Consider the following 12,261-nt stretch of genomic DNA (forward strand, 5'->3'; position numbering starts at 1 on the left):
AGCCGTCGCAAGGTTCATTCGATCTTTAATTGAAATCGTTTTCCAGGAACGGATTGCGCTTCACCGCCTGGTCGAGCGTGACGAGGGTCTCCAGCAACGCGCCCATCCGGTTCAGCGGCACCGCATTCGGGCCGTCCGACTTCGCCTCGGCCGGATTCGGATGCGTTTCCATGAAGAGGCCCGCGACGCCCGTCGCGACCGCCGCACGGGCGAGCACCGGCACGAATTCGCGTTGGCCGCCCGAGCTCGTGCCCTGCCCGCCCGGCAATTGCACCGAGTGGGTCGCATCGAACACGACCGGCGCGTTCGTCTCGCGCATGATCGCGAGCGAACGCATGTCCGACACGAGATTGTTGTAGCCGAACGAGACGCCGCGCTCGCACGCCATGAAACGGTCTTCCGACAGACCGGATTCACGTGCGGCGTCGCGCGCCTTGTCGATCACGTTCTTCATGTCGTGCGGCGCGAGGAACTGGCCCTTCTTGATGTTGACCGGCTTGCCCGAGCGCGCGCACGCATGGATGAAGTCGGTCTGGCGGCACAGGAACGCCGGCGTCTGCAGCACGTCGACGACCGACGCGACCTGCTCGATCTCGTCGATCGAATGCACGTCGGTCAGCACCGGCAGGCCGAGCTGGCGCTTCACCTCGGACAGGATCCGCAGGCCCTCGTCCATTCCGAGGCCGCGAAACGACTTGCCCGAGCTGCGGTTTGCCTTGTCGTAGGACGACTTGTAGATGAACGGAACGTTCAGCTTCTCGCAGATCTCCTTCAGGCGGCCCGCCGTGTCGATCGTCATTTGCTCCGATTCGACGACGCAGGTCCCCGCGATCAGGAAGAAAGGCTGGTCGAGACCGACCTCGAAATCGCACAGCTTCATGCTTGCACTCCGCGCGCTTGCTTGTTGGCGAGCGCGGCTTCGACGAACGACTTGAACAGGGGATGGCCGTCACGCGGCGTGGACGTGAATTCCGGGTGGAACTGGACGCCGACGAACCACGGGTGCATCGAACGCGGCAGCTCCATCATTTCCGGCAGATCCTCGCTCGGGGTACGGGCGCTGATGATAAGGCCGCCGGCTTCGAGCTGGGGCACGAAGCGGTTATTGACTTCATAACGGTGGCGATGGCGCTCGTTCACGTCCTTGCCGTAGATTTCTTCCGCCATCGTGCCCGGCTTGATCGGGCAGCGCTGCGAACCGAGGCGCATCGTGCCGCCGAGGTCGGATTCCTCGGTGCGCGTCTCGACCTTGCCTTCGCGGTCGTACCATTCGGTGATCAGCGCGACCACGCGCTCCGGCGTGTCCGGATCGAATTCCGTGCTGTTCGCCTGCTTCAGGCCGACGACGTCGCGCGCGAATTCGATCACCGCGAGCTGCATGCCGAGGCAGATGCCGAGGTAGGGCACCTTCGACTCGCGCGCGTAGCGAACCGCGGCGATCTTGCCTTCCGTGCCGCGACGGCCGAAACCGCCCGGCACCAGCACGGCGTCGAGATGCTTGAGGCTGTCGACACCGTTCGTCTCGAGCTCTTCCGAGTCGATGTATTCGATGTTGACCTTGGTCGACGTGTGGATCGACGCATGACGCAGCGCCTCGATCAGCGACTTGTACGACTCGGTCAGGTCGACGTACTTGCCGACCATGCCGATCGTCACTTCCTGCTTCGGGTTCTCGAGCTTCTCGACGAGCGCCGACCACATGCTCAGGTCGGCGTCCTTCGGCGACAGCTTCAGCTCTTCGCAGATGATCCGGTCGAGGCCCTGGTCGTGCAGCATCTGCGGAATCTTGTAGATGCTGTCGGCGTCCCACACCGAGATCACGGCGTCTTCGGGCACGTTCGAGAACATCGAGATCTTCTTCGATTCGTCGTCGGGGATGCGGCGATCCGCACGGCACAGCAGCACGTGCGGCAGGATGCCGATCTCGCGCAGCTTCTGCACGCTGTGCTGGGTCGGCTTCGTCTTCAGCTCGCCGGCCGTCGCGACGTACGGCACGAGCGTCAGGTGCACGAAGCACGCGCTGTTGCGGCCGAGGCGCAGGCTCATCTGGCGCGCGGCCTCGAGGAACGGCAGCGACTCGATGTCGCCGACCGTGCCGCCGATCTCGACGATCGCGACGTCCGGCTCGCCGCAGGTGGCCGATGCCGCCCCGCGCTCGATGAACGCCTGGATTTCGTTCGTGATGTGCGGAATCACCTGCACGGTCTTGCCGAGATAGTCGCCGCGGCGTTCCTTGCGGATCACCGATTCGTAGATCTGGCCGGTCGTGAAGTTGTTGGCCTTGCGCATCTTCGTGCTGATGAAGCGCTCATAGTGGCCGAGGTCGAGGTCGGTCTCCGCTCCGTCTTCCGTCACGAACACTTCGCCGTGCTGGAACGGGCTCATCGTGCCGGGGTCGACGTTGATGTAGGGATCGAGTTTGAGGAGGGTGACTTTCAGACCGCGCGATTCGAGGATCGCGGCGAGGGAAGCGGCGGCAATACCCTTGCCAAGGGAAGAAACTACGCCGCCGGTGACGAAAACATATTTGGTCATCGCTGGATGCTCGCGGGAAAAACGGATTATACCGTAAAGCCCGCCCTTCTCTCAGCAATTGACGTGATGATCGCGCCCTTTCGTGCAGACCCGCGCCGGCCGTGCGCGGCGGCGCGAACCGGCCGCCCGGTCGCGCCGCGCGCATGCGCCGACAAGCGTTCCGGCCGGCCGACGAAACGTCAGGCGCGCTTCGCGAGCGGCGCGCCGGCCTGCGAAACGCCGCCCTCGTCGGCCTTCAGCGAATTCAGCATCCGCTGCAATGCGCGGGCGGTCTCGATCGGCCGCTCCATCGGGAACAGGTGGCTGCCCTCGAGCCATTCGATGCGCCCCCGCGTCGCGCGGCGCGTCGCATCGAGCCCGACCTGCCGCACCTCGCGCGAGCGCGTGCCCGCGAGAAAGCCGAGCGGCACCGGCGCGCCGTGCGCGAGCCGCGGGCCGAGCGTGTGCGGCAGCGTCCGGTAGATCAGGTATTCGACCTGCCGGTCGAACGCGAGCGCGCGCTCGCCGTCGGCGCCGGCCTGCGGGATTCCGTAGTCGATATAGTCGGCCAGCATCCGCTCGTCCCAGCGCGCGAACGCGGGCTTCTCGCGGAAATGCCGCCAGACTTCGTCGCGGCTCGTCCAGCGCGTGCGCCGGTTGCGCGTCGCCGCGGCCGGCGACAGCCGCTCGTCGAGCCCCGCCCACTGGCTCGCGCGCAGCGCGCCGGCACGCCAGCCCGCGATGATCGGCGAATCGATCATCACGACGCCGCGCACCCACTGCGGCTTCTTCAGCGCGGCCATCAGCGACAGGTAGCCGCCGAGCGAATGGCCGACGAGCCAGACCGGGCGCTCGTAGCGGCGGCCGATGTCGTCGAGCAGTTGTTCGACGAGATGCGGCCAGTCGCGCGTCACCGGGTAGCGGCGATCGTGGCCGATCCGTTCGATGTAGCGCAGCTCGTAGTCGTCGGCCAGTTCGGCGAAGATCGTCCGGTACGTCGACGCCGGGAAGCCGTTCGCATGCGAGAAGTGGAGGATGTCCTTCAAACGCCGATGTCTCCTTTGTCGACGGGAGTTAGCGCTTTAGCGGTTACTCCCGTCCCATGCTTCGCGGTCGGTGGGCGTCGGTGCTTCAGCACTTGCTCCCACCCCATGCTTCGCGGACGACGGGAGTCGGGCTTCAGCACTTGCTCCCGTCTTATGCTTCGTGGTCGACTGGCGGTGGCGCCTCGGCTCTCACGCCAGTCCCATGCTTCGTATTCCGTCGGCACCACGCACGGCACGCCGGCCCCGAGTTCTCTACCCTGATACGCCGGCCTTCGCCGCGCTCACCGGTCCATCCAGTAGCGGCGCCGCTCGTCGCGATAGCGCGCGAATCCGAACCCGCCGCCGGCCGGCGCGACATCGAACCGCACGGCGCCGTCGCGATCGGTACGCGGCAGCGGAATCCCGCGCGCCTCGTAGCGGGCCAGCACGGTCCGGTGCGGATGCCCGAAACGATTGCGATAGCCTACAGGAAATACCGCGACGCGCGGCCCGACCGAATCGAGGAAAGGCTCCATCGACGACGTGCGACTGCCGTGGTGCGGAACGACCAGGATCTGCGCGGCCAGCGCATCGCGCGCATCGGCCACCAGCCGGCGCTCGGCGCCGGCCTCGATGTCGCCCGTCAGCAGTGCCGACGTGCCGCCCGCGTCGATGCGCAGCACGCACGACTGCCCGTTCGATGAACCCGCGCTCCGGCCGCCCGGCGGCCACAACATCGTGAAGCCGACGCCGTCCCAGGTCCAGCGCTGTCCGGCCGCGCACGGCAGCCGATCGGCCACGCCGGCGGCCTGCGCGTCGCGCCACAGCCGGCTCTTCGGCGCAATGCCGGCCAGCAACTGGCGCACGTCGGCCGCCGCATAAACGGCCGCCGCGCCACCCGCATGATCGGCATCCGCATGACTGAGCACGAGCGAATCGATCGTCGAGATGCCGCGCGCCCGCAACGCCGGCGCGACGATCCGCGTACCGGCGTGGGACGATTCCGCACCCGGGCCCGCATCGAACAGCAAGGTCCGCCGCGCGGTTTCGACCAGCACCGCCGCGCCCTGCCCCACGTCGAGCACGGTCATCCGGAAGCCGCCGGGCGGTGGCGCATCGGGCGCAGGCGCGACGAGCGGTAGCCACGTGAGCGGCGCCGCCCAGCGCAACGGCCAGCCGCGCGGCATCAGCACCCACGCGACGCCCACGCATGCGAGCGCCAGCACCGGCCAGTCGGGCATGCGCAGCCAGAACACGCCGGCCGGCCAGTCGGCCAGGTGCCCGAGCAGCGTCATCATCGGTTCGAGCGCCGCATGCGCAAGCCGGAAGGCCGCCGCATCGAGCGGCGGCGGCAACGCGATGCCGGCCAGCACGACCGGCGTCACGACCGAGCTGACCCACGGAATCGCGAACGCATTGCCGAACGGGCCCGACAGCGAAACCTGCGCGAACCACGCGGCGGTGAGCGGCGCGAGCCCGATCGTCACCGCGTACTGCACGCGCGTCGCGTCGGCGAGGCGGCGTCCGCAGCGCGTCGTCCACGCGCGCAACCGGCTCCGCCAATCGGCCGCGCCGCCTTCCATGCCGGCTTCGTCGGCTTCACGCACCGCGCGCCAGCCGGCGACGGCCAGCAGGATCACGGCGACCGCGCCGAACGACAGCCAGAAGCCGGCCGACAGCACGGCCCACGGATCGGCGAGCAGCACGCCGCCGAGCGCCGCGCAGAGCACCGCGGACGTCGGCACGCTGCGGCCGGCCAGATACGCGATGCCGCCGCCGGCGATCATCCACCACGCGCGCTGCGCCGGCACGTTGAAACCGGCGAGCGCCGCGTAGCCCGCCGCGGCGACCAACGCGGCGAGCGCGGCCGCATACGGCGCCGGCAGCACGAGCGTCGCGGCCCGCCCGCGCCAGCGCACGCGGCGCCAGACCATCGATACGAGCCAGCCGGCGAGCGCGCCGACCAGCCCGACGTGGAGACCGGAAATCGCGACCAGGTGGCTCGTGCCCGTGTTGCGCAGTACGCGCCAGTCATCCTCGCCGATGCCCGACTGCTCGCCGATCGCCAGCGCGGCGACGATGCCGCGATGCGCCGCATCGGTACCGAGCACCTCGCCGATGCGCGTGCGCAGCGCGTCGCGCACCCGGTCGATCGACGCGCGCCATCCCGAGGCGCGCGCGTCGAGCAATGCCGCCCGACGCGGCGCACTGACATAGCCGATCGCACGAATGCCCGCGGCGAGCCACGCCGCCTCGCTGTCGCGCACGCCCGGATTGGCCTCGGCATGCGGACGCTTGAGACGCACGACGAAACGCCAGCGCTGGGCCGCCCGCCAATCGGGAAGCGCGTCGCGTGGCGCGGCTGCGCCATACGCGCGCCACGACAACCGGATCAATGGCGGAAAACGCGCGAGCCCCGCATCGTTCGATTCGACCGCGAACAGCAGTCGCGCGCCTGTCTCGTCAACGACGGGCAGCCCGCGGATCACCCCCGTGACGACGATGTCGCGCCCTTCCCATTCAGCCGGCAGGTTGTCGCTCAGGCGCCATTCCGCTCGCGCGGCCGCATAGCCGAACCCCGCGACGCAGGCCGCGAGCGCCCACAGCATCCATCCGCATGCAACGACCGCACGCGTGCGCCTTCGACGCACGCACCACGCGCCCAGCACCGCGCAGCCCGCGAGCACGGCTGCTCCGACCGTCCATGCGACCGCCCCCGGCAACGCCGCCTGCCGCTGCAGCACGACGACGCCGAGCGCGAACGCGATCCACCCCACGCGCATTCCGCCTCCTCGTCGACCCGGCGCCACCCTGCCAACAAGGTGCCTTCCGGCAACGATTATGCGGACGAAAGTGCGAGTCGCGGCAGCGCGGCGAGCGCGTTAGCCGAAGTGCAGACGGCCAATTCGCCAGTATCGAGGCCGCGCAATTCGGCGAGCACGACGCCGATGCGCGGCACCTGGTCGGGCGTATTGCGGGATTTGTATGCCCATTCGGGCGCGATGTCGGGCGCGTCGGTCTCGACGACGAGCGCGTCGAGCGGCAACTCGGTGGCGAGCCGGCGAATCTGCCGCGCGCGCGTGAAGGTCACGTTGCCGCCGAAGCCGAGATGCAGTCCCTGCGCCAGATACGCTTCGGCCTGCTGGAAACTGCCGTTGAACGCATGCGCGATGCCACGCCGCACGCCGAAACGGCGCAGCCCGGCCAGCACGCGGTCCTGCGACTTGCGCACGTGGCACAACACCGGCAAGTCGAATTCCCGCGCCAGCCTGAGCTGCCCCTGGTAGAAGAACTGCTGCCGGTCTTCGTCGAGCCCCGGCACGAAATAGTCGAGCCCAATCTCGCCGATCGCGACGAAACGCGGATCGTCGAGGCTCGCCTCGATCTCCATGCGCAGTCGATCGAGGTCGGCATCGCGCGCTTGCGGCGTGTACATCGGATGAATGCCGAGCGCATAGACGGCGCCCGGCGTGCGCTGCGCGAGTTCGCGCACCGTCGTGAAGTTGTCGCGCCCGATGCTCGGGATCACGATGCGCGACACGCCGGCCGCGCGCGCAGCCTGCGCGACCGCGTCGCGGTCGGCGTCGAACTCGGCGGCATCGAGATGGCAGTGCGTGTCGATCCACATGGCAGCAGTCCCGCGCCCTTGCGCCGTGCCGGACGAACCGGCGGCCGGCCCAAAAGGCGCTGCTTTTTTACACCGGCAGCGCCGGCTCCTCGTGCAGCACGCCGTCGCGCAACCGCATGATGCGGTCGCAGCGCGCGGCGAGATCGGGATCGTGCGTGACGATCACGAAACTCGTTTCGAGCGTCTCGGACAGTTCGAGCATCAGGTTGAACACCGTGTCGGCCGTCGTGCCGTCGAGGTTGCCGGTCGGCTCGTCGGCGAGCACGCACGCGGGCTTCGTGACCAGCGCGCGCGCGATCGCGACGCGCTGCCGCTCGCCGCCCGACAGCTCGCCCGGCCGGTGCTTCGCACGCGGGCCGAGACCGACGCGCTCGAGCATCGCCTGTGCCTGCGCGCGCGCGTCCTCGGTCGTCATCCGGCGGATGCGCAGCGGCATCGCGACGTTGTCCAGCGCGGTGAACTCGGGCAGCAGGTGGTGGAACTGGTAGACGAAGCCGAGCGCGCGGTTGCGCAGCTCGTTGCGCTCGCGCTCGGCGAGCTGCGTAAACGGCTTGCCGAGCAGCGACACTTCGCCGGCGCTCGGCTCGTCGAGCCCGCCCAGCACGTGCAGCAGCGTGCTCTTGCCGGAACCCGACGCGCCCACGACCGCGAGCTTCTCGCCGCGCCGCACCGTCAGCTCGGTGTTGTTGAGCACCTGCACGTTGAAGCCGCCCTGCACGAACGCCTTCGTGATCCCGCGCGCCTGAAGCACGTATTCCTGCATACCTGCCGAATCCTGTCTGTTGTGTTGTCGTGAATCCGCGAATGCGGTCGCGCGGTCATTCATAGCGGAGCGCCTCCGCCGGCTTCACCTTCGCGCCGCGCCAGCTCGGATAGAGCGTCGCGACGGCCGACAGCGCGAACGCGATCAGCCCGATCCGGATCACGTCGCTCGCGACGAGTTCGGACGGCAGCTCGCTGATGAAGTACACCGACGGCGGCAGGAACTGCACGCCGAACAGGTGCTCGATCATCGGAATCAGCCACGGGATGCTCCATGCGATCAGGCAACCGAGCGCGACGCCGGACGCCGTGCCGACGAAGCCGATCGTCACGCCCTGCACCACGAAGATCTTCATGATCGACCCCGGCTGCGCGCCGAGCGTGCGCAGGATCGCGATGTCGGCCTGCTTGTTGGTCACGGTCATCACGAGCGACGACACGAGGTTGAACGCGGCCACCGCGATGATCAGCGTGAGGATGATGAACATCATCCGCTTCTCGATCTGCACGGCCGAGAACCACGTCTTGTTCTGCTGGGTCCAGTCGCGGATGTACAGGCTGCCCGACAGCGTATGCGACAGCTCGACCGCGACCTGCGGCGCCTTCTGCATGTCGGTGAGCCGCAGCCGCACGCCGGTCGGCGCGCTCATCCGGAACAGCGCCTCCGCGTCGCGGATGTTGATCATCGCGAGCGTGCTGTCGTATTCGTAGTGGCCCGATTCGAACACGCCGACCACCGTGAACTGCTTCAGCCGCGGCATCATGCCGGCCGGCGTGATCGAGCCTTCGGGCGCGACGAGCGTGACCTTGTCGCCGACCGTCACGCCGAGGTTGCCGGCGAGCGCGTCGCCGAGCACGATGCCGAACTGGCCCGGCACGAGCGCGCCGAGCTGGCCGGCCTTCATGTCCTTGCCGATGTCGGACACCTGCGGCTCGAGCGACGGCTCGACGCCGCGCAGCATCACGCCGCTCACCGCGTCCTGGCGCGTGAGCAGCGCCTGCGCGTCGACGTACGGCGCGGCGCCGATCACCGACGGATTGCGGCGCGCTTCCTGCGCGGTCAGTTGCCAGTCGGGCATCGAGCCCGTCGGCGAGAACACCTCGACGTGCGCGAGCACCGACAGCATGCGGTCGCGCACTTCCTTCTGGAAGCCGTTCATCACCGACAGCACGACGATCAGCGCCGCGACGCCGAGCGCGATCCCGAGCATCGAGACGAGCGCGATGAAGGAAATGAAGCCGTTGCCGGTCGTGCGTTTGCCGGCGCGCGTGTAGCGCCAGCCGATCTGCCATTCGTACGGAAGTTTCAAGCGAATCCTTTCTGCTGGTTACGGCGGGAGGCGCGCCGCGGCCGGACCGCCGCCGGGTGGCGGCCGGCAGCCCGGGCACGGTCGAAAAACGGCCGCCGGACGCGATCGGGCCGTCAGCCGGCCCGATCACGCGCGCAGTTTGCCATACAATGCGCACCATCATGCACGACCGACGCCTCCATTTTCTCGTCCCGTTCGCGCTGCCGTCGGCGGCCGATGCGGCCTCGTCCCTGCACACGCTGGACAGCCCCGCGCTCCAGAAGTTGCTCGCCCGCGCGAGCCTCGTCGAGCGCGTGGCCGGCGAGGACTTCCAGCGCACGCTGCCGCACGAGCGCTGGCTGGCGAGCCGGTTCGGCGCCACCCACGGCAACGCCGCGGACGAAGCGCCGCTCGCGCCCTACATGCTGCTGGCCGATGGCGGCGATCCCGGCACGCACGCATGGGCGTGCGTCGAGCCCGTGCACGTCGAAATCGCGCACGATCACCTGGTGCTCGTCGATCCGGCGGCCCTCGCGCTCGACGACGGCGACGCGGCCGCGCTGCTCGCGGTCGCGCGGCCGCTGATCGAGGAGCTCGGCGTGCGGCTCGAAGCGCCGAACCCGGCGCGCTGGTATCTGTCGAGCGACCAGCTCGCTCGCCTCGCCGGCGCCGCGCCGCTGCGCGCCAGCGGCCGCAACATCGAGATCTGGCTGCCGCACGAGGCGCATACGGGCGAGCGCTCGCGGATGTGGATGAAACTGCAGAACGAAGTGCAGATGGCGTGGTTCCAGCATCCGGTCAACGAAGCCCGCGAGGCGCGTGGGCTGCCGGCCGTCAATTCGATCTGGTTCCATGCGCAAGGCACGCTGAAGCCGGTCGGCAAGCCGTTCGCGCGCGTGCTGTCCGCGTCGCCCGCCGCGCTCGGCCTCGCACGCGCCGCGCAAACCGAAGCCGCCCGCCCGCCCGCGACGTTCGGCGCGCTGCCGGCCACTGATGGCGCGACGCTCGTCGAGCTGCCGGCGCTGACCACCCCGTTCATCGAGCAGGACTGGGCGCGCTGGCACGACGGGCTCGCCGCGCTCGAGCGCGACTGGTTCGCGCCGGCGCTCGCCGCGCTGCGGAACGGCGAGCTGGCGGCCGTCGATGTCACGCTGTGCGGCGACACGAGCTCCGTGACGCTGCACGCGACGCGCGGCGACCTGCGCAAGTTCTGGCGCCGCCGCGCGCTCGCCTCCCTGTTCGAATAACCAGCAGACCCCGAATGACCCGGATCGTTACCCGCCCCGTCGCGCCCGCCGACGCCGAAGCGCTTGCGCGCCACGGTCTGCACCCCGTCCTCGCGCGCCTGTACGCGTCGCGCGGCGTGCAGTCGCCCGTCGACATCGAGACCGCGCTCGCGCGCCTCGTTCCGCCCACCGAGCTGAAAGGCTGCGCCGATGCGGCGGTGCTGCTCGCCGACGCGATCGCCGACAAGCGGCGCCTGCTGGTCGTCGCCGACTACGACTGCGACGGCGCGACCGCCTGCGCGGTCGCGGTGCGCGGCCTGCGGATGTTCGGCGCGCAGATCGACTACCTGGTGCCGAACCGCTTCGAATACGGCTACGGCCTCACGCCCGAGATCGTCGAACTCGCGGCCGCGCGCCAACCCGACCTGCTGATCACCGTCGACAACGGGATCGCGAGCGTCGCCGGCGTCGAAGCCGCGAACGCGCGCGGCATCGACGTGCTCGTGACCGACCACCACCTGCCGGGCGACGCGCTGCCCGCCGCGCGCGCGATCGTCAACCCGAATCAGCCCGGCTGCGCGTTCCCGAGCAAGCACCTCGCCGGCGTCGGCGTGATGTTCTACGTGCTGCTCGCGCTGCGCGCCGAGCTGCGCCGCCGCGGCGCGTTCGCGAGCAAGGAAGCCGAGCCGCGCCTCGACGGCCTGCTCGACCTCGTCGCGCTCGGCACCGTCGCCGACGTCGTGCGGCTCGACGGCAACAACCGCGTGCTGGTCGCGCAGGGGCTGCAGCGCATCCGCAACGGCCGCATGCAGCCGGGCATCGCCGCGCTGTTCCGCGCCGCCGGGCGCGAAGCGCGCACCGCGTCGGGCTTCGACCTCGGCTTCGGCCTCGGCCCGCGCCTGAACGCCGCCGGGCGGCTATCCGACATGTCGCTCGGCATCGAATGCCTGATCACCGACGACATCGGCCGCGCGTGGGATCTCGCGCAACAGCTCGACGTGATGAACCGCGAGCGCCGCGAAATCGAGGCCGGCATGCAGCAGCAGGCGCTCGCCGATCTCGCCGACGTCGATCCGGCCGACGCATGCACGATCACGCTGTTCAATCCCGCGTGGCACCAGGGCGTGATCGGCATCGTCGCCGGCCGGCTCAAGGAGAAATTCCACCGCCCGTCGTTCACGTTCGCGCACGCCGACGACGAAGGCCGGCGGGTCAAGGGGTCGGGACGGTCGATCGCCGGCTTCCACCTGCGCGACGCGCTCGACCTCGTGTCGAAACGCGAACCGGACCTGATCGTCGCGTTCGGCGGCCACGCGATGGCGGCCGGTCTCACGCTCGACACCGACAACGTGCCGCGCTTCGCGGCCGCGTTCGAGGCCGTCGCGCGCGAATGGCTGTCCGACGACGCGCTCGCCCGCGTGATCGAGACCGACGGCGAACTCGAGGACGCGTACTTCACGCCGCAGTTCGTCGGCCTGCTCGACGAAGCCGTGTGGGGGCAAGGGTTTCCGGCCCCGCTTTTCTCGGGCGAATTCGACGTCGTGTCGCAGTCGCTCGTGAAGGAAAAGCACCTGAAGCTGCAGCTGGCGCGCGGCCGTCAGCGCTTCAACGCGATCTGGTTCAACCACACCGAGCCGCTGCCGGCGAGCGCGCTGGTCGCGTACCGGCTCGTCGCCGATACGTGGAACGGCGTCACGCGCGTGCAGCTGATCGTCGAACACGCGGCCGGCTGAGCGGGCCGACCGTCCGCCACCGCGCCGCCGCACGCGTGCGCGCCGCGCCGGACGGGGCCGTCGACACGCGTGCGAGCACCGTTT

General features: G+C 69.6%; 9 protein-coding genes. 2 read left to right on the plus strand and 7 right to left on the minus strand.

Annotated features, from left to right (window positions below; all coding sequences use genetic code 11):
• Nucleotides 1-25: 25 nt before the first annotated feature.
• The 7 genes from kdsA to KU887_RS11295 form a co-directional block, all read right to left on the minus strand.
• Complete coding sequence (kdsA, locus tag KU887_RS11265) at nt 26-880, minus strand: 3-deoxy-8-phosphooctulonate synthase (RefSeq protein WP_258250062.1); 855 nt, start codon at nt 878-880, stop codon at nt 26-28.
• Complete coding sequence (locus KU887_RS11270) at nt 877-2,535, minus strand: CTP synthase (RefSeq protein ID WP_006478404.1); 1,659 nt, start codon at nt 2,533-2,535, stop codon at nt 877-879. The genes kdsA and KU887_RS11270 overlap by 4 nt, the downstream gene beginning before the upstream one ends.
• A gap of 179 nt (nt 2,536-2,714) precedes the next feature.
• Entirely contained in the window at nt 2,715-3,560 is an 846-nt protein-coding gene (locus tag KU887_RS11275) for an alpha/beta fold hydrolase (protein ID WP_006493957.1), read from the minus strand.
• A gap of 281 nt (nt 3,561-3,841) precedes the next feature.
• Nucleotides 3,842-6,322 (minus strand): DNA internalization-related competence protein ComEC/Rec2, encoded by a 2,481-nt coding sequence (locus KU887_RS11280; RefSeq protein WP_077056489.1) that lies wholly within the window; start codon nt 6,320-6,322, stop codon nt 3,842-3,844.
• Nucleotides 6,323-6,378: 56 nt separating this feature from the next.
• Nucleotides 6,379-7,167, minus strand: coding sequence for a TatD family hydrolase (locus tag KU887_RS11285; protein WP_034201552.1), 789 nt, complete (start codon nt 7,165-7,167; stop codon nt 6,379-6,381).
• 67 nt (nt 7,168-7,234) lie between these two features.
• A complete protein-coding gene (gene lolD / locus KU887_RS11290) occupies nt 7,235-7,993 on the minus strand; it encodes a lipoprotein-releasing ABC transporter ATP-binding protein LolD (protein WP_077175848.1) in 759 nt (252 codons plus the stop codon).
• Entirely contained in the window at nt 7,986-9,239 is a 1,254-nt protein-coding gene (locus KU887_RS11295) for a lipoprotein-releasing ABC transporter permease subunit (protein WP_006483000.1), read from the minus strand. The genes lolD and KU887_RS11295 overlap by 8 nt, the downstream gene beginning before the upstream one ends.
• Before the next feature lie 149 nt (nt 9,240-9,388).
• Here KU887_RS11295 and KU887_RS11300 point away from each other — a divergent pair, with 149 nt between their 5' ends.
• Together KU887_RS11300 and recJ are read left to right on the plus strand one after the other, a co-directional pair.
• The gene (locus KU887_RS11300; RefSeq protein WP_012492707.1) at nt 9,389-10,465 is read left to right on the plus strand and encodes a hypothetical protein; all 1,077 of its coding nucleotides are present in this window, start codon (nt 9,389-9,391) and stop codon (nt 10,463-10,465) included.
• Between the two features lie 14 nt (nt 10,466-10,479).
• On the plus strand, nt 10,480-12,177 hold the full coding sequence (recJ, locus tag KU887_RS11305; RefSeq protein WP_006485976.1) for a single-stranded-DNA-specific exonuclease RecJ: 1,698 nt from the start codon (nt 10,480-10,482) through the stop codon (nt 12,175-12,177).
• Nucleotides 12,178-12,261: the final 84 nt, after the last annotated feature.

Source organism: Burkholderia sp. EMB26 (assembly GCF_024730645.1).
Classification (GTDB): Bacteria; Pseudomonadota; Gammaproteobacteria; order Burkholderiales; family Burkholderiaceae; genus Burkholderia; species Burkholderia cenocepacia.

Coding starts and splice junctions, on each gene's coding strand:
- KU887_RS11285 (WP_034201552.1), bottom strand. CDS start 7,167: ATGTGGATCGACACGCACTGCCATCTCGATGCCGCCGAGTTCGACGCC.
- KU887_RS11270 (WP_006478404.1), bottom strand. CDS start 2,535: ATGACCAAATATGTTTTCGTCACCGGCGGCGTAGTTTCTTCCCTTGGC.
- recJ (WP_006485976.1), top strand. CDS start 10,480: ATGACCCGGATCGTTACCCGCCCCGTCGCGCCCGCCGACGCCGAAGCG.
- KU887_RS11280 (WP_077056489.1), bottom strand. CDS start 6,322: ATGCGCGTGGGGTGGATCGCGTTCGCGCTCGGCGTCGTCGTGCTGCAG.
- lolD (WP_077175848.1), bottom strand. CDS start 7,993: ATGAATGACCGCGCGACCGCATTCGCGGATTCACGACAACACAACAGA.
- kdsA (WP_258250062.1), bottom strand. CDS start 880: ATGAAGCTGTGCGATTTCGAGGTCGGTCTCGACCAGCCTTTCTTCCTG.
- KU887_RS11300 (WP_012492707.1), top strand. CDS start 9,389: ATGCGCACCATCATGCACGACCGACGCCTCCATTTTCTCGTCCCGTTC.